This is a genomic window from Mesorhizobium sp. M1078, assembly GCF_040318615.1.
Taxonomy (GTDB): Bacteria; Pseudomonadota; Alphaproteobacteria; order Rhizobiales; family Rhizobiaceae; genus Mesorhizobium.
The window spans coordinates 55,349-70,159 of record NZ_JAMYMP010000008.1 but is presented as its reverse complement, the minus strand read 5'-3'; the positions used below and the strand labels follow the sequence as shown (position 1 = coordinate 70,159).

Annotated in this window: 16 protein-coding genes and 3 pseudogenes; 9 read left to right on the top strand and 10 right to left on the bottom strand. The window is 63.6% G+C overall.

What is annotated here, in order from left to right; genetic code table 11:
* Positions 1-60: 60 nt before the first annotated feature.
* The 4 genes and pseudogenes from trhA to NKH38_RS13420 form a co-directional block, all read right to left on the bottom strand.
* Positions 61-773: pseudogene (gene trhA, locus NKH38_RS13435) on the bottom strand (PAQR family membrane homeostasis protein TrhA).
* Between the two features lie 110 nt (positions 774-883).
* On the bottom strand, positions 884-1,684 hold the full coding sequence (locus NKH38_RS13430; RefSeq protein ID WP_352761006.1) for an inositol monophosphatase family protein: 801 nt from the start codon (positions 1,682-1,684) through the stop codon (positions 884-886).
* 22 nt (positions 1,685-1,706) lie between these two features.
* Positions 1,707-2,273: an elongation factor P gene (gene efp / locus NKH38_RS13425; protein ID WP_023668757.1), complete on the bottom strand. Its 567-nt coding sequence runs from the start codon at positions 2,271-2,273 to the stop codon at positions 1,707-1,709.
* Positions 2,274-2,414: 141 nt separating this feature from the next.
* Positions 2,415-3,290 carry a LysR family transcriptional regulator gene (locus NKH38_RS13420; RefSeq protein ID WP_352904343.1) on the bottom strand — a complete coding sequence of 292 codons (876 nt, stop codon included), beginning with the start codon at positions 3,288-3,290 and terminating at the stop codon, positions 2,415-2,417.
* 88 nt (positions 3,291-3,378) lie between these two features.
* On the opposite strand from NKH38_RS13420, the gene NKH38_RS13415 reads away from it, so the two are divergent.
* Positions 3,379-4,395 (top strand): zinc-dependent alcohol dehydrogenase family protein, encoded by a 1,017-nt coding sequence (locus NKH38_RS13415; RefSeq protein WP_352761001.1) that lies wholly within the window; start codon positions 3,379-3,381, stop codon positions 4,393-4,395.
* 9 nt (positions 4,396-4,404) lie between these two features.
* Here NKH38_RS13415 and NKH38_RS13410 read toward each other — a convergent pair whose 3' ends face one another.
* The 3 genes from NKH38_RS13410 to NKH38_RS13400 all read right to left on the bottom strand — a co-directional run bounded on the left by NKH38_RS13410 (position 4,405) and on the right by NKH38_RS13400 (position 7,224).
* Positions 4,405-5,469 carry a tetratricopeptide repeat protein gene (locus NKH38_RS13410; protein ID WP_352760999.1) on the bottom strand — a complete coding sequence of 355 codons (1,065 nt, stop codon included), beginning with the start codon at positions 5,467-5,469 and terminating at the stop codon, positions 4,405-4,407.
* A 46-nt stretch (positions 5,470-5,515) separates the two neighbouring features.
* Positions 5,516-6,163, bottom strand: a complete 648-nt coding sequence (locus NKH38_RS13405) for a thiamine phosphate synthase (protein ID WP_352444876.1) — start codon at positions 6,161-6,163, stop codon at positions 5,516-5,518.
* A gap of 143 nt (positions 6,164-6,306) precedes the next feature.
* On the bottom strand, positions 6,307-7,224 hold the full coding sequence (locus tag NKH38_RS13400) for a DMT family transporter (RefSeq protein WP_352760996.1): 918 nt from the start codon (positions 7,222-7,224) through the stop codon (positions 6,307-6,309).
* A 129-nt stretch (positions 7,225-7,353) separates the two neighbouring features.
* Here NKH38_RS13400 and NKH38_RS13395 point away from each other — a divergent pair.
* Positions 7,354-7,791 (top strand): annotated as a pseudogene (locus tag NKH38_RS13395) (Lrp/AsnC family transcriptional regulator).
* On the opposite strand, the gene NKH38_RS13390 reads toward NKH38_RS13395, so the two are convergent.
* The gene (locus NKH38_RS13390) at positions 7,748-8,245 is read right to left on the bottom strand and encodes a GNAT family N-acetyltransferase (RefSeq protein ID WP_352760994.1); all 498 of its coding nucleotides are present in this window, start codon (positions 8,243-8,245) and stop codon (positions 7,748-7,750) included. The pseudogene NKH38_RS13395 and the gene NKH38_RS13390 sit on opposite strands and share 44 nt — an antisense overlap.
* Before the next feature lie 84 nt (positions 8,246-8,329).
* The gene (locus tag NKH38_RS13385; protein WP_352512211.1) at positions 8,330-8,476 is read right to left on the bottom strand and encodes a hypothetical protein; all 147 of its coding nucleotides are present in this window, start codon (positions 8,474-8,476) and stop codon (positions 8,330-8,332) included.
* Between NKH38_RS13385 and NKH38_RS13380 the strand changes: the two genes are divergently transcribed.
* On the top strand, positions 8,475-9,245 hold the full coding sequence (locus tag NKH38_RS13380) for a sulfite exporter TauE/SafE family protein (protein ID WP_352512213.1): 771 nt from the start codon (positions 8,475-8,477) through the stop codon (positions 9,243-9,245). The two genes, NKH38_RS13385 and NKH38_RS13380, sit on opposite strands and share 2 nt — an antisense overlap.
* Before the next feature lie 7 nt (positions 9,246-9,252).
* Here NKH38_RS13380 and NKH38_RS13375 read toward each other — a convergent pair whose 3' ends face one another.
* Positions 9,253-9,804 (bottom strand): DUF2269 family protein, encoded by a 552-nt coding sequence (locus tag NKH38_RS13375; protein ID WP_352760990.1) that lies wholly within the window; start codon positions 9,802-9,804, stop codon positions 9,253-9,255.
* A gap of 310 nt (positions 9,805-10,114) precedes the next feature.
* Between NKH38_RS13375 and NKH38_RS13370 the strand changes: the two are divergent.
* From NKH38_RS13370 to NKH38_RS13345, 6 genes and pseudogenes are all read left to right on the top strand, one after another.
* Positions 10,115-10,494, top strand: a pseudogene (locus tag NKH38_RS13370) (hypothetical protein).
* A 385-nt stretch (positions 10,495-10,879) separates the two neighbouring features.
* The gene (gene rcdA / locus NKH38_RS13365; RefSeq protein ID WP_023668768.1) at positions 10,880-11,410 is read left to right on the top strand and encodes a protease adaptor protein RcdA; all 531 of its coding nucleotides are present in this window, start codon (positions 10,880-10,882) and stop codon (positions 11,408-11,410) included.
* Between the two features lie 66 nt (positions 11,411-11,476).
* Complete coding sequence (gene ruvC, locus NKH38_RS13360) at positions 11,477-11,983, top strand: crossover junction endodeoxyribonuclease RuvC (RefSeq protein ID WP_023668769.1); 507 nt, start codon at positions 11,477-11,479, stop codon at positions 11,981-11,983.
* A 10-nt stretch (positions 11,984-11,993) separates the two neighbouring features.
* Complete coding sequence (gene ruvA / locus NKH38_RS13355) at positions 11,994-12,614, top strand: Holliday junction branch migration protein RuvA (protein WP_023668770.1); 621 nt, start codon at positions 11,994-11,996, stop codon at positions 12,612-12,614.
* Positions 12,615-12,657: 43 nt separating this feature from the next.
* On the top strand, positions 12,658-13,695 hold the full coding sequence (gene ruvB, locus NKH38_RS13350) for a Holliday junction branch migration DNA helicase RuvB (protein ID WP_023700287.1): 1,038 nt from the start codon (positions 12,658-12,660) through the stop codon (positions 13,693-13,695).
* Between the two features lie 134 nt (positions 13,696-13,829).
* Positions 13,830-14,729, top strand: a complete 900-nt coding sequence (locus NKH38_RS13345; protein ID WP_352760983.1) for a metallophosphoesterase — start codon at positions 13,830-13,832, stop codon at positions 14,727-14,729.
* The last annotated feature ends 82 nt before the right edge of the window (positions 14,730-14,811 follow it).

The following is a 14,811-nucleotide window of genomic DNA, read 5'->3' as shown; positions in this document are numbered from 1 at the left end:
TGTGACCAAATTGAATGGCGCTTGGCAATATTGCCCGACTGTCGGGCCGCACCACGCCGTTCAGAGGCGGTTGACGACTAGGCAGTCGACCATGGCGGCAAGATGCAGCCCGGCGCCGGTGACGAGCCGTGCCAGAGGGCATTGTGAAAGCGCAGGCGTTTCCAGGCGAAGAAGATGACGCCGCAGGAGTACACGATGCCGCCGGCGACAATCAGCGCGATCGAAGTCGTCGGCAACGTCGCCACCAGCGGCTTGACCAGGACGACGCCGCTCCAGCCGATGGCGAGATAGAAGACAATGGCCAGACGATCGAAGCGGCCGGGCAGGAACACTTTCATGGCAATGCCGGTCAAAGCAGCGGTCCAGACAAGCACAATCATCGGCAGCGCCAGCGGCGAGCCGTCGAGCTGGGCCAGAAAGGGCGTGTAGGTCGCGGCGATCAGGAGGTAGATCGCCGCATGATCGAAGCGCCGCAAGATCCACTTCGCCGGCGACGTCACCGGCCACAGATTGTAGGTCAGCGAAATCGACAGCACAGTCAGCAGCGACACCACAAAGAAGGCTGCGGCGATGTATTCGCCGGGACCGGCATGGAAGGCGGCCAGCGCCAGCAACGCCGAGCCGGCTGCTATCGCCAGCACGATGCCGACCGCATGGACGATGCCATCGGCGATCATCTCCGCACGCGAGTAGTGCCAACGCCTGACAAAAGGGATTTCAATTGGCTGGTCTGGCTGCGCTTCTCGCGAGGATAGTGAAGGTATGCTCGTCATAAAAGATCCTGCGTCACCCTTATCTGGGCGGCCGCCGGGCAGTATTTCAAGCTTTGATTGCGGTTTTGCGACTGCGGCGCTTCAGCGCGCCGCGCCGGCATGCCAAGTGATCAGCGCGCCGAAAGCGGCTTCTTCACCGCCTTGAGCAGCGCGCGCTGGATGACCTCGTTGCCGGCGACGAGCGAACCCGCCTCGAGCATATCCTGGCCTCCATCCATGTCGGAGACGAAGCCACCGGCCTCGCGGATCAGCAGCAGGCCGGCGGCAATGTCCCAGGCCGAAAGGCCGGTTTCCCAAAAGCCGTCCATGCGGCCGGCGGCGACATAAGCGAGATCGAGCGCGGCGGAACCCAGGCGGCGCACGCCCGAGACCTCGGCCATCACATTGCGCAACTCGACGAGGAAATTGCCGTGCTGGCCGCGGCCGAGATGCGGCACGCCGCAGCCGATGACGCAGTCGGTGAGCTTGCTGCGGCCGGCAACGCGCAGCCGGCGATCGTTCATGAAGGCGCCGCCGCCGCGCTCGGCGGTGTAGAGCTCATCCATTGCCGGATTGTAGATGACGGCGGCGACCAACTGGCCTTGGCGCTCCAGAGCGATCGAGATGGAAAAGATCGGAATGCCGTGCAGGAAATTGGTGGTGCCGTCGAGCGGGTCGACGATCCAGCGGTGCTGGTCGTCGTCGCCTTCGACCAGGCCGCGCTCTTCCATCAGGAAGGCATAGCCCGGCCGTGCCTTCGACAGTTCGGCAAACAGAATGTCCTCGGCCTTGCGGTCGGCTTGGCTGACATAGTCGCCCGGTCCCTTCATCGACACCTGCAGGTTCTGCACCTCGCCGAAGTCGCGCGACAGCGAGCGGCCGGCCTTCATGGCGGCCTGGACCATGACATTGAGAAGTGCGGAGCGTGCCATCGTATCTGTTCCTGCCTACGCGTCAGTCTGCGCGGCGCATGTAGGTGAGTTCGTTGGTGTCGACGACGATGCGTTCGCCGGCGCCGATGAATGGCGGCACCAGCACGCGGATGCCGTTTTCCAGCACCGCCGGCTTGTACGAGGACGCGGCCGTCTGGCCCTTCACGACCGGGTCGGCCTCGGTGATGGTCAGCGTCACCTGGTCGGGCAGCGAAATGCCGATCGGCCTGTCCTCATAGAGCTGGACCGTCACCATCATGCCGTCCTGCAGGAAGGCGGCGCGGTCGCCGACGAAATCCTTCGCCAGCTCGAGCTGCTCGTAGCTCTGCGTGTCCATGAACACCAGTGCGTCGTCCTGGGCGTAGAGGAAGGAAAAATCCTTCAGGTCGAGCCGGATCTGCTCGACCGTCTCGGCCGAGCGGAAGCGCTCGTTGAGCTTGGTGCCGTTGATCAGGTTCTTCAGTTCGACCTGGTTGTAGGCACCGCCCTTGCCGGGCTTGACGGTGTTGGTCCTGACCGCCACCCAAAGGCCGCCATCGTGCTCGATGACATAGCCGGGACGGATTTCGTTGCCATTGATCTTGGCCATGATGAGATTGATCCGGGATGCTACCAACGGCTTGGCCGTTGGTATGGGGATGGTCGCTGGACAAGCGATTTCGGGCCCCCAAGACCACAAATCGGCAGGAGAGGCAAGGGATGCCAGATCGCCCGACAAGGGCTGGTAGCCTCAAACCTGGGCTGCAATGACTTTGCCGACGGCCTCGACTATGGCATCCGCGGCCTCAGTCAGCCGGTTGAGATGAGGCGAACGAAGTGCGGCGACCTGCAAGGAAAGGTCGACATCTTCCGTGTTGACCAGCATGAGGCCGTCGGGAAGTCCGCGCCTTGCAAGACGCAACGGCACTAGCCCAAGGCCGTGCCCCCGACGGACCCATTCCATCTGCAAGGCCGGATCCTGTATCTCCGCCGCGATCTCGAAACAACGCCTTCCGCCGACCAGAACCGACATGAGTTTCTGGCGCGCGTCGCAAGGGGCCGGACTAAGCACCCACGGCATGGGTGTCCGGCCACCGTCTTCCGGATCGGGGACGGTGGACGCAGCTATGACGCCAAGACGTTCAGTGCCAAGCGCTTCCGGGCCTGGCTTATCCGACGATCGCAGAACAATCGTCACATCGAGCTCGCCGCGTTCGAATTGATCGATCAGTTCGGCGCTCCAGCCGGTCTTGAGCCGTAGCGACACTTTCGGGAACGCCGCCGCGGCGTTGGCGATGGCCCCGGCGATGTCGCGGTCCGAGAGGCCATGGGCGAGACCCAGGCGGAACAGTCCTTCCGGCTCGGTCTTTCCGGCGAAGGATTTCAGCGCTTCTACGGAAGCGATGATATCGCGTCCGCGCGCCAGCACTTCCAGCCCCGTCGGCGTCAGTCGCGGCGGCTTTTGCCGGCGGTCGAGCAGCGTCGTGCCAAGCATGTCCTCCAGCCGCTGGATTTGCCGGGTCACAGCCGGCTGCGTCAGCGGCAGGCGCCGGGCGACCTTCTGGATCGAGCCCTCCTCGGCAAACAGGGCGAGCGTGCGCAATTCCTCAAGCATAGCTAGAACCATGTCTCGTAAGCATAATCATTGTAAACATTATGAATTTGAAATCCATCGCCTGGCAGCAATTTTCCTTTCAAACGAAAGGACGACGACAATGAAGGCAATCGAACTGCAGAAGCCGGGCGGCATCGACAATCTCAAGATGGTCGAACGACCAATGCCGGAGCCCGGCCGTCAGGAGATGATCGTCCGCGTCAAGGCGACGGCGCTCAACTATCGCGATGTCGAGATCGCGCGCGGCAGCTATCACACGACATTCCCCTTGCCGCTGGTGCCGCTTTCCGACGGCGTCGGCGAGGTCGTCGCGCTTGGCCCCGAGGTCAGCCGCTTCAAGGTTGGCGACCGGGTCTGCGGCACGTTCTGGCAGCGATGGGTCGGCGGCAGCTTCGCCATGGCCGAACCTTCCTACCAGCGCGGCGGCCCGATCGACGGTTTGCTGAGCGAATTCGCCCGGCTGGACGAACAGGCGGCTGTCATCGCGCCGGCGCATCTCAGCGACGTAGAGGCGGCGACATTGCCTTGCGCCGCCGTCACTGCCTGGCATGCGTTGTTCACCGAGGGCAAGCTCAAGCCAGGCGAAACCGTGCTCAGCCTCGGCACCGGCGGCGTGTCGCTGTTTGCCGTGCAGTTCGCAAGGGCGGCCGCAGCGCGCGTCATTGTTACGTCGAGCAGCGATGAGAAGCTTGCCTGGGCGAAGGGGCTTGGCGCGCATGATGGCGTCAACTACCGCGACAACCCAGACTGGTCGTCGGCCGTGCTGGCGCTGACCGATGGCCGCGGCGCCGATCACATCATCGAAGTCGGTGGGCCACAAAGTTTCGCGCAGTCGCTCAAGGCGTCGGCGCGCGGCGCCCAGATCAACGTCATCGGCTATCTCGGCGGCAGCGAAGGGGTGATCAATCCGCTCGACATCTTCCGCCGCCAGGTGAAAGCACGCGGCATACCGGTCGGCTCGCGCGAGTCCTTCGAAGCGATGAACCGGGCGCTCGCCGTCAATCGGCTGCGGCCGGTGATCGACCGGGTCTTCCCATGGGCAGAGGCAGCGCAGGCCCTTCGCCATCTCGAACACGGCTCTCCCTTCGGCAAGGTTGTGCTGGATCATACACAGTGACGTTGCGTGTCAGGGCAGGCGGTTGGCCTTCTGCAAGGCTTGCTTTGTCTGATCGTCGGTCAGCCCTTGCAGGAAATCGTCCATCTCCGGATCGATAAGGCCGGCGCGGCGGGCGACCACATACCAGGCCCCGGCCAGGATCAGGTCGGGGTCGGTTCCGATGCCGCCCATATAGAGCTTTGCCAACCGGTTCTGGGCAGCGACATTGCCGCCTTCAGCTGCCTGCTTCATCCAGTTGAAGCCGGATTTCAGGTCGCGAACACCGCCCCGGCCCTCGATCATCCAGGCGGCAAGATCGATCTGCGCGGTGTCGTAGTTCTGCCTGGCAGCCTGTGCCAGCAAGCTGCGGGCCTTTCCATCGTCGCGGGTCTTGCCGCCGACGCCATTGGCATAGACCTGCGCCATCGCATACTGGGCGTCGGCAAGCCCTGTCGCCGCGGCACGCTCATAATAAGGCACAGCCCTGGCGATGCCGGCATCGCCAGGATCCTGCTGCACGAGCAATTGCGCGAAGTTGAACTGCGCCAGCCGGTTGCCGGCCTCGGCGGCGGCCTGCATCAGCGCATAGGCTCCCTTCTCGTCCTTCTTGACGTAGCGGCCGTCGAGCAGCATCAGCGCATACTGGAACTGCGATTCAGGAATCCCCTGCTCGGCGGCCTGCGCATACCATTTGGCGGCTTCCGCTGGGTTGAGCGGCACGCCCAACCCGCGCGACAGGATCTCGGCCACCAGCGTTTGCGCCGCCGGGTCGCCATTCTTGGCCCGCACCAACGCCAGATTGTAGGCCGTCTTGTAAAGGCCGCGCTGGAAAGCGCCATAGGCGGGGTCCGCCGGCTTGGCGCCGAAACGTTCGGGGTTGATCGCGTCGGCCGACGGCAGCGGCGCGGTTGTCGCCGGCTGCGGCAGCGGGGTGTCGATCGGCTTGTCGATATGGACGCCGGAATCCGTGGCACCGGCTTTTGGGGCACCCGCATCGGGGGCGACCGCATCCGGCACGCTGAGGGCGGGCGCGCTGGTGTCCGGCCTCGGCTGCGGCAGCGGAACGGTCTCCGCCGCGATCGCTGCCCCACTCATCAAGGCCGCAACGAGAACCGCCAGAGGAAGTCCAGGTCGGCGCACGTCAGCCCTCGAAGCGCGGCGCGGTTTCGTCGAGCAGCGCATTGGCGGCAGCAATCGCCGCCTTCGGATCGGCGCCTTCGGCAAAAACGGCGCTGGACAGCGCCACGAACTCGGCGCCAGTGGCGGCCACCGCTTCTACCGAAGCGATGGCGGAACCGGCCATAACGACGCAAGGGATCTCGATCACGTCCGCCCACCATTGCCCAAGCGACAGGTTGCGCGGGTGCGGCTCGGGCTTGTTGTCGTAGCCGAAGCGGCCGAAGAAGATGTAGTCGGGCCTGGTTTCGCCGAGTTCCAGCGCGTCGTCGCGCGTCTTGGCGCCACCGGCGCCGACCATCATCTTGCCCTGGAAGTGTTCGATGGTCTCAGCGAGCGCGTCCTTGGAAACCTCGACATGAATGCCGTCGGCCTGGACACGGCCGGCAATGCGGGTATCGCCGGCGATGATGACGGCGATGCCGGCCGCTTGCGCGGCCGGTACGATCTGTTCTGCAAAAGCCTGGAAGGCAGCCTCGTCCATGCCGTTTTCAGGCAGGATCAGCGAAGCGATATCACCGCCGTCGAAGGCAGCCGCAATGCGGCGCGCCGGAGCGTCCTTGGGTGCGATCAGCACGATGCGGCAGCGGTTGGGGGGTGTTGCGTCGTTCATTGGCTTTCGATCCCGGGTTTCGCCTATGCCGGGCGAAGATGGTTGCATTGCGGCATAGAACAAAGCGCCCGCCTTGAACAGGCGGGCGGGGATCGATGCGATGGCTTTGGTTTACGATCGCCGGCGAGCCGACGCTCTGCGGCTCATTTGACGGCTTGCGGGCTTTCGGCCGGCGATTTGGCCCTCCACAAAGTCCAGCCGAGATTCATGCCGGCGGCGGCGATCAGGATGGCGGCGGCGCCGACGAGCTGGGCCGGATGCAGCCGGTGGCCGAAGGCCATGACATCGACCAGGATCGCAACGACAGGATAGATGAAGGACAGCGACCCCTGCAGATGCGTCGGCAGCTTCTGGATGGCGGCGTACATCAATATGTACACCAGGCCGGTGTGAACGACGCCAAGCGTGGCCAGAATGGTCCAGCTCCAGGCGTCGGCGGGCAAATGCGAGAGGTTGGCGAAGGGCGCCAGCATGACGACGCCGACGCAGACCTGGATCAGCGCGATCAGATGCGGCGGGGTGCCCTTGAGCTTCTTGGCGACGATTGCCGCGACAGCCCAGAAGAAGGCCGCTCCGAGCGCCATGACGATGCCGATGACATAATCTGTGCCGGTTATGCCGGAACCGACACCCGCATCGGGCCCTGTCTGCACGATCAGCAGCATGCCGGCGAAGGCGATGCCGAGCCAGGTCAGCTTGGCCAAGGTCAGCCGCTCGCCGAAGAACAGCGCGCCGAAGCCGACCAGCATGAAGGGCTGCGTGTTGTAGACCGCCGTGGCAATCGAGATCGAGGCGCGGGAGAAGGCGCTGAACAGCAACAGCCAGTTGATGACAATGGCCGCGCCGCCAAGAGCGGCGATGGCAACAATGCGCAGCGTCAGCCTGCCGCGCAGCAGCCCGAGTGCCGCGCAGGTGATCAGCAGCGCCACCGCGCCGAAGGCGCAGCGCCAGAACACCACGTCCATAACGGGCTGGCCCGACATGACGACAAACCAGCCGATCGTGCCGACGATCGTCATCGCCGCCGTCATCTCGATCGTGCCGCGTACCGTGTTGTCCATGACAATACCTCTATCTGTTGAGGCCATAATCTCATGCCGTCTTGAGGGTTTATATGCCCTATGAAAGGTGATAAGGGGGCAACACCTTATTTAATAAGGCGCGCGCTGCCCTTTTGCGAGGAGATGAAAATGCTGGACGAGTTGGACAGAAAGCTTCTCGACATCCTGATCCTGGATTCGCGGACTTCGTTGAAGGATCTGGCGCAGCAGGTCGGGCTGTCGTCGCCGAGCGTCTCGGAACGGCTGCGGCGGCTCGAGGAACGCGGCGTCATCCGCGCCTTCACCATCGAGATCGACCCGGAGGCGCTGGGGTTTCCGCTGCAGGCGATCGTGCGGGTGCGGCCACTGCCGGGCAAGCTGCATATCGTCCAGTAGCTGATCGAGGAGATCCCGGAATTCGGCGAATGCGACAAGGTCACTGGCGACGACTGTTTCGTGGCCCGGCTCTACGTGCGCTCCATCGGCGAGCTCGACAAGCTTCTCGACCGCATCGCCGACAAGGCGGAGACCAGCACCGCCATCATCAAGGCGCAGCCGATCCGGCGCCGTCCGCCGCCACTGAATTAAGCTCCAGCTTGTAGCCGATGTGGCTGGCCTTGAAGCCGAGCCGGTCATAGAAGCGATGCGCGTCCTGGCGGCTCTTGTTGGTGGTCAGCTGGACAATCTTGCAGCCGCGTTCACGGCACTGTTCGACCGCCCATTCCAGCAGACGCTGTCCCAGCCGTTCGCTGCGGCGGTCTGCGACGACGCGCACAGCCTCGATCTGGCCGCGCAAGGCGCCCTGCAGCGGCAGCCCGGCGAGATAGCTGATCTGCAACGTGCCGATGACGCGGCCGCTATCCGTCATCACGGCAAGAAACTGGCTGGGGTCGGCGTCGATGGCGGCAAAGGCGTCGCGATAGGCCTTGGCGAGTGGCTCGGTCGCATCCTCGCGGCTGCGGCCAAGCGGATCGTCGGCGAGCATGGCTACGATGGCAGGCAGGTCGGCCGCTTCGGCGCGGCGGATGTGGGGTTCGCTCATTGTCAAAAACCTGGGGTCAAAAACCTGGGGTCAAAACCTGGGGCCAAAACCTGGGGTCAAAACCTGATGCATCGGACGGCGCCCTTATGCATCGGCGGCGATCTTGCCGTAAATCCGGAACCGTCGCTTTACGCACAGTTGATCGACACGGCCGGCATTTTCCCGGTCGCGGCGCAAGGGTTTCTGGGCTATTGCAGGGCAACCGTCTTCCCTCCAGCTTTTCCAGTTCATGTCAGGTCTGCTCCCCGATCCGTGGTTTTATGCCGCCGCCATTCCGGCGGTGATACTTGTCGGGCTGTCGAAAGGCGGCTTCGGCGGCGCTGTCGGCTTCGTTGGCGTGCCTTTGATGGCGCTGGCCATGCCGCCGGTGCAGGCGGCGGCCATCCTGCTGCCGATCCTGTGCCTGATGGACATCGTTTCGGTGTGGACGTGGTGGGGCGTCTACGACAGAAAGATGCTGGTCGACATGATGCCGGGCGCGGTGATCGGCATTGGGCTCGGCTGGCTGACGGCAGCGCTCGTAACCGAAGAGATGGTGCGGCTGATCGTCGGCGCTGTCGCGCTGATCTTCGTGCTGCGCTGGCTCTATCTCCAGTTCCGCCACGGTTCCGACCATGCGGCGGCGCCCAACCGCATCGCCGCCGCCTTCTGGGGCACCGTCGCCGGCTTCACCAGCTTCGTCGCCCATGTCGGCGGGCCCCCCTTCCAGGTCTATGCGCTGCCGATCCGGCTCGATCCGAAGGTGCTGTCGGGGACATCGGCGATCTTCTTTGCCGCCACCAACGCGCTGAAGCTGATCCCCTACTTCGCGCTTGGCCAGTTCGACACCGCCAACCTGACGGCGTCGGCCGTGCTGATGCCGCTGGCGCCGCTGGCCACCATCGCCGGCGCCTGGCTGGTGCGGCGCATGCGGCCGGAGATTTTTTATCCCTTCACCTACGCGACCGTGGCCGTGGTCGCGGTCAAGCTGCTTTGGGACGGGATCGCCGGCCTGCTCTAAATCCCGCTCAGGCGGCTGCCGGTTTGGTTCGCGGGGCGCTCGCAAAGGTCAGCGATGCACCACCCATGACCACGACCGCCATTGCGCCGAGAGTGGCGATGTCGTGCGCGGTCGGCTTCAGCACCATGTCGGCGACGACGGCGATCATGATGACGAAATCGAACTTGACGATCCGTATCATGCGGCGCCCAAACGCTATGGCAGCCGGGGTCATGCCGTCCGCGGCAAGCATTGTGGCAAGCTTTTCGAACGAAGGCTTCAGCACGAGGATACCGGTCAGAAACGCGGCGGCGTAGCCGCAAAGGCCGATGACGACCCAAAGGTCGGAGAAGCCGGTCCATAGCGAAGTCAGCACCAGGCCAGAAGCCAGGGTCGCGATAGACGCCGGCACGAACAGACGCAAGCCGAGTTTGTCCGTCGTTCTCAGCATGACCATCAGCGTCTCGTCGTCGCCGGCGCGATCGGCGAGTATCGAAACCAGCAGCATGGCGAAACCGCCGCCGAGCCAGAGGATCGCTGCCATGACATGCAGGAATTTGAAGAGAGAATACCAGTCCATTGCCGCTCCTTGTGCATCGTTCCGAAGGTAAACGCTGCTTTCGCGCGTCTGCTTCCGAAGGAGGGCGGATTATCTCCGTACATGTATCCAGAAGATGCCGCGTGGGTGCCGGCTTGTTGCGGTGGCGCCGTCGCCGGATTTTACCGCCAGCCCGCACAATACCCGGCATTTGCCGGATAGACGCCGTGTCGGCATTGGCTGGTTCGCGGCATGATCCTGAAACCTGCGGGGACTAAGCCGCTCGCGACCGACGCTCCATTTTGGCCGCGCGCGGTCGGACCAAGTCTGCAACAACCAACGAGGGTATCCCATGCAAGGCGTAGCACGAAATTTCTTCACCCTGGCCGTCATCTATTCCCTGTGCGGCATGGCGCTCGGCCTGCATATGGCGATCTCCAATGACCATGGGCAGATGCCGACCACGCGCACACCATGGTGGCGGGCTGGCTGATGTCGGCGGTGTTTGCCTTCTTCTACCACCTGTTTCCAGCGGTCGGGCAAAAGACGATTGCCGTCGTGCATTTCTGGCTGACGGCAATCTGCGGCATCGCACTGATGATTGGGCTTTACTTTGAACTTGCCGGCCATCCGGAGATCGAGCCGGTGCTGGCTTCCTCCTCGATGGGGTTTTATGCGGCAATGCTGCTGTTCGCCTTCATTTCCTTGCCGGCTGTGTGGAAGAAGGCATGAACAAGCCGACGATCAGGCTTAGGGCACCGTTGTGCTGATACGGCACAGAAGGGCAGCGGTCGATCAAGAAATATCCGCGCCGTTAAGGGTTCATTAAGCTTTACAGGTGTTTACTATGTCCATCCAGTGATCTGGATTCTTACCGAGTGGTTGGAGCCACTTCGTTTGACGCCTCCCTGTTAAACTCCTGAGAGCCGCCTTATCCGCGGCTCTTTTTTTGTCTGCTTCTGGTCCGCTTGGCGCCCCTGCGCAGGCGTTAACCGTTTGTTAAACATGTGCTTGCCTTCGCCGGCGGCGAAGCGCATTTTCAAGCTTCAGTCATCTAGGGTGCCGGCGTGACGGCGAGAAGCCGAATCAGCCGACGGGGCAGTGCAGGGGCGTATCGATGAACGAGCCTTCGAAGGGCATCGCGAAAACCATCAAGCTGGCGGAACGCCGGGTTTTCTCCCAATCCTTCAAACCGCTCTACCAGGAAGGCATGGGCCTGGTCGAACAGGCAGCCGAGTATCTTGACGGCAAGGGCCGGGCCGAGGCCAAGAAGCTGTCCAGGCTGGCGGCGACGCTCTATGCTGCCGAATCGATGCGGCTGACCACAAGGCTGATGCAAGTCGCCTCCTGGCTGCTTTTGCAGCGGGCGGCAAATTCCGGCGAGATGACCCGCGACCAGGTCGCTTCGGAAAAATCCAAGGTGCGTCTCGACACCGCCTCGGCGCATGACGAAGCGGTCGGCTGGGGCGAACTGCCGAAGGATTTCCTCGACCTCGTCACCCGCTCGCTGCGCCTGCAGGCGCTGGTGCGCCGCATGGACGAAGAGATCTATGGCGGCGCGTTTGCCGAGACGCCTGCCGCCGCCCGCCGCGCCAATCCGGTTTCCGACCAGATCACGCTGCTGAACACGGCTTTCGCTCGAGGTTAAACGCCTCCGTTTCCGGTTTGTTCACATTTCGCTGACATCGCTGTGCGCCGGAGGTAGACTTCGCGCATGAGGGAAGCGATTCGCATTATCGGTATCGATCCGGGGCTGAGGCGCACCGGCTGGGGCATCGTCGAGAGCCTCGGCAACTCGCTGCGCTTTATCAGCTCCGGCACTGTACGCTCCGACGACAAGGCGGCGCTGGCGACACGGCTCTGCCAATTGCATGACGGGCTGGCCGAGATCCTGCATGCGGCCATGCCCCAGGAAGCGGCCGTCGAGCAAACCTTCGTCAACAAGGATGCGGTGGCGACACTGAAGCTCGGCCAGGCGCGCGGCATAGCCATGCTGGTGCCGGCGCGCGCCGGCCTTGTTGTGGCCGAATATGCCCCCAATGCCGTCAAAAAGGCGGTGATCGGCGTTGGCCATGGCGACAAGAAGCAGATCCACATGATGGTAAAGGTGCTGTTGCCGAAAGCCGTTTTCGACACCGAACATGCCGCAGACGCGTTGGCTATCGCCATCTGCCACGCGCATCACCGGCAAAGCGTCGCCTACAGGATGGCGCTGGCATGAGGGATCACGCATGATCGGCAAATTGAAAGGCACGCTGGACGAGATCGAGGAGGATTTCTGCCTCGTCGATGTGCACGGCGTCGGCTATGTCGCCTATTGCTCGGCGCGCACGCTGGCCGCGCTGCCTTCGCCCGGCGAGGCGGTGGTGCTGTTCATCGAGACCTATGTGCGCGAGGACATGATCCGGCTCTACGGTTTCCAGTCGGTGCTTGAGCGCGAATGGTTCCGGCTGTTGATGAGCAATGTGCAAGGCGTCGGCGCCAAGGTGGCGCTGGCCATCCTGTCGACGCTGGCGCCGGCAGACCTCGCCAATGCGATCGCGCTGCGCGACATCGCCATGGTCAGCCGCGCGCCCGGCGTCGGCAAGAAGGTGGCCGAGCGCATCGTCACCGAGTTGAAGAACAAGGCGCCGGCCTATGCCGGAACCGCCTCCGGCACCATCGGCCTTAAGCAGGAGCTCGGCGAAGGCGTGGCGCCGGCGCCGATCACCGACGCCGTCTCGGCGCTGGTCAATCTCGGCTATTCGCGCGACACCGCAGCCAATGCTGTCGCGGCGGCGCTGAAGACGGCCGGCGAGGACGCCGATGCCTCGAAGCTCATTCGTTTCGGGCTGAAGGAACTGGCGCGGTGAGTGATTGCTTGTCCGGTCCTTTGCCCTGTGCGAGGAAGGCCGCATGAGCCTTTCACCCCGCCTCATTGCCCCGGAAAAGCGCGGCGAGGATGCTGAGCAGACCTTGCGGCCGCAGACGCTCGCCGATTTCGTCGGCCAGGCCGCGGTGCGGGCCAACCTCAAAGTCTTCATCGAGGCCGCCAAGGGCCGCAGCGAGGCGCTTGACCATGTGCTGTTCGTCGGGCCGCCGGGGCTTGGCAAGACAACGCTGGCGCAGATCATGGCGCGCGAGCTCGGCGTCAATTTCCGCTCGACCTCCGGTCCGGTGATCGCCAAGGCCGGCGATCTCGCCGCACTTCTCACCAATCTCGAAGACCGCGATGTGCTGTTCATCGATGAGATCCACCGGCTCAATCCGGCAGTCGAGGAGATCCTTTACCCGGCGATGGAGGATTTCCAGCTCGACCTGATCATCGGCGAAGGTCCGGCGGCACGCTCGGTCAAGATCGATCTTGCCCGCTTCACGCTCGTCGCCGCCACCACCAGGCTCGGCCTTTTGACCAACCCGCTGCGCGACCGTTTCGGCATTCCGGTGCGGCTCAATTTCTATTCTGTCGAGGAACTGGAGCAGATCGTGCGGCGCGGCGCCCGCATCCTGCAAATGCCGCTTGGCGACGATGGCGCGCTGGAGATCGCACGTCGCGCCCGCGGCACGCCGCGCATCGCCGGCCGGCTGCTGCGCCGCGTGCGCGATTTCGCCTCCGTCGCCGGCGACGGCCACGTCGACAAGCAGATTGCCGACGAAGCTCTCACCCGGCTCGAGGTCGACGCGCTCGGCCTCGACGCACTCGACCGCCGCTATCTCTCGATGATCGCGCGCAATTTCGGTGGTGGGCCGGTCGGCATCGAAACCATCGCCGCCGGCCTCTCCGAGCCGCGCGACGCCATCGAGGACATTATCGAGCCCTATCTGATCCAGCAGGGTTTCATCCAACGCACGCCACGCGGCCGCGTGCTGACCGCCAACGCCTGGCGCCATCTCGGCCTCGACGCGCCAAAGGATCTGGCACAGCAGCAGATCAACCTGTTCCAGGAAGAGTAACGGACATTTGTTCTTCGGAACGGATTTCTGTGCAGAATCTCCTCAAACCTGCCAGCGTGAAGGCGCATTCCTCGATTGTATCGGGCGTCGCAATGTCGGCGCGAACTGCTCCGATCAAGGTCGGAGCCAGAAAAGTGATCACCAGACGCGGGTTCCTGAAATTCGCCGGAGGTTCGTTCCTCTCGCTGGCTTCGCTCAGTGCCTATGCGGTCGGCATCGAGCCGATGCTGTTGACGCATGTGAAGCGCTACCAGCTGACGCCGCCGTATTGGCCTGCAGATCTCAAGCTGCGCGTCGTAGCACTTGCCGATATTCACGCCTGCCGTCCCTGGATGACGCCTGAGCGGATCGCTTCGCTCGTCGAAGATGCGAACGTGCTGAAGCCCGATCTGATCGTACTGCTCGGCGACTATTTCTCAGGCATGTCCCTGGTGACGAACCGGGTGGAGGCCCATGAATGGGCGCCGGCCTTGTCAGGACTGAAGGCGCCGCTTGGTGTGCTGTCGATCCTCGGCAATCACGACTGGTGGCACGATCCTTTCGCGCAGCAGGCCGGAGCGGGGACTGTGGCGCGCAAGGCATTGGAGGAATCCGGCATCTCGGTTCTGGAGAACGACGCCGTGCGCCTGCAAAAGGATGGATACGGCTTCTGGATCGCCGGGCTCGCCGACCAGCTGGCACTGTTACCGAACAAGGCCGCAGGCCGCGACAGATTTGAAGGCCTGGACGATCTCGACGGCACGCTGGCCAAGATCACCGACCAGGCACCGATCATCCTGCTTGCGCATGAGCCTGACATTTTCCCGAAAGTGCCGTGGCGGGTTTCGCTGACGCTGTCGGGCCACACACATGGCGGGCAGGTCAGGCTGTTCGGCTATTCACCGGTGGTGCCGTCCCGCTTCGGCAACCGCTTTGCCTATGGCCATGTCGTCGAGAATGACCGCAATTTGATCGTGTCAGGCGGACTCGGCTTCAGCATCGCGCCGGTGCGCTTTGGCATGCGGCCGGAGATCCTGCAGATCGACCTCGGTTAGGGCATGCCGGTATTCAGGTGATGCCGGCCTGCAAATGAGGTGTTCCTGCGCTTCCGGTAGTCACGGACCAAAGTCCGCTCCG

Excerpts from the sequence above, each read along its gene's own strand:
- NKH38_RS13430 (WP_352761006.1), bottom strand. The coding sequence starts at position 1,684 with ATGGCACGCTCCGCACTTCTCAATGTCATGGTCCAGGCCGCCATGAAG.
- efp (WP_023668757.1), bottom strand. The coding sequence starts at position 2,273 with ATGGCCAAGATCAATGGCAACGAAATCCGTCCCGGCTATGTCATCGAG.
- NKH38_RS13420 (WP_352904343.1), bottom strand. The coding sequence starts at position 3,290 with ATGGTTCTAGCTATGCTTGAGGAATTGCGCACGCTCGCCCTGTTTGCC.
- NKH38_RS13415 (WP_352761001.1), top strand. The coding sequence starts at position 3,379 with ATGAAGGCAATCGAACTGCAGAAGCCGGGCGGCATCGACAATCTCAAG.
- NKH38_RS13410 (WP_352760999.1), bottom strand. The coding sequence starts at position 5,469 with ATGAGTGGGGCAGCGATCGCGGCGGAGACCGTTCCGCTGCCGCAGCCG.
- NKH38_RS13405 (WP_352444876.1), bottom strand. The coding sequence starts at position 6,163 with ATGAACGACGCAACACCCCCCAACCGCTGCCGCATCGTGCTGATCGCA.
- NKH38_RS13400 (WP_352760996.1), bottom strand. The coding sequence starts at position 7,224 with ATGGACAACACGGTACGCGGCACGATCGAGATGACGGCGGCGATGACG.
- NKH38_RS13390 (WP_352760994.1), bottom strand. The coding sequence starts at position 8,245 with ATGAGCGAACCCCACATCCGCCGCGCCGAAGCGGCCGACCTGCCTGCC.
- NKH38_RS13380 (WP_352512213.1), top strand. The coding sequence starts at position 8,475 with ATGTCAGGTCTGCTCCCCGATCCGTGGTTTTATGCCGCCGCCATTCCG.
- NKH38_RS13385 (WP_352512211.1), bottom strand. The coding sequence starts at position 8,476 with ATGAACTGGAAAAGCTGGAGGGAAGACGGTTGCCCTGCAATAGCCCAG.
- NKH38_RS13375 (WP_352760990.1), bottom strand. The coding sequence starts at position 9,804 with ATGGACTGGTATTCTCTCTTCAAATTCCTGCATGTCATGGCAGCGATC.
- rcdA (WP_023668768.1), top strand. The coding sequence starts at position 10,880 with ATGAACGAGCCTTCGAAGGGCATCGCGAAAACCATCAAGCTGGCGGAA.
- ruvC (WP_023668769.1), top strand. The coding sequence starts at position 11,477 with ATGAGGGAAGCGATTCGCATTATCGGTATCGATCCGGGGCTGAGGCGC.
- ruvA (WP_023668770.1), top strand. The coding sequence starts at position 11,994 with ATGATCGGCAAATTGAAAGGCACGCTGGACGAGATCGAGGAGGATTTC.
- ruvB (WP_023700287.1), top strand. The coding sequence starts at position 12,658 with ATGAGCCTTTCACCCCGCCTCATTGCCCCGGAAAAGCGCGGCGAGGAT.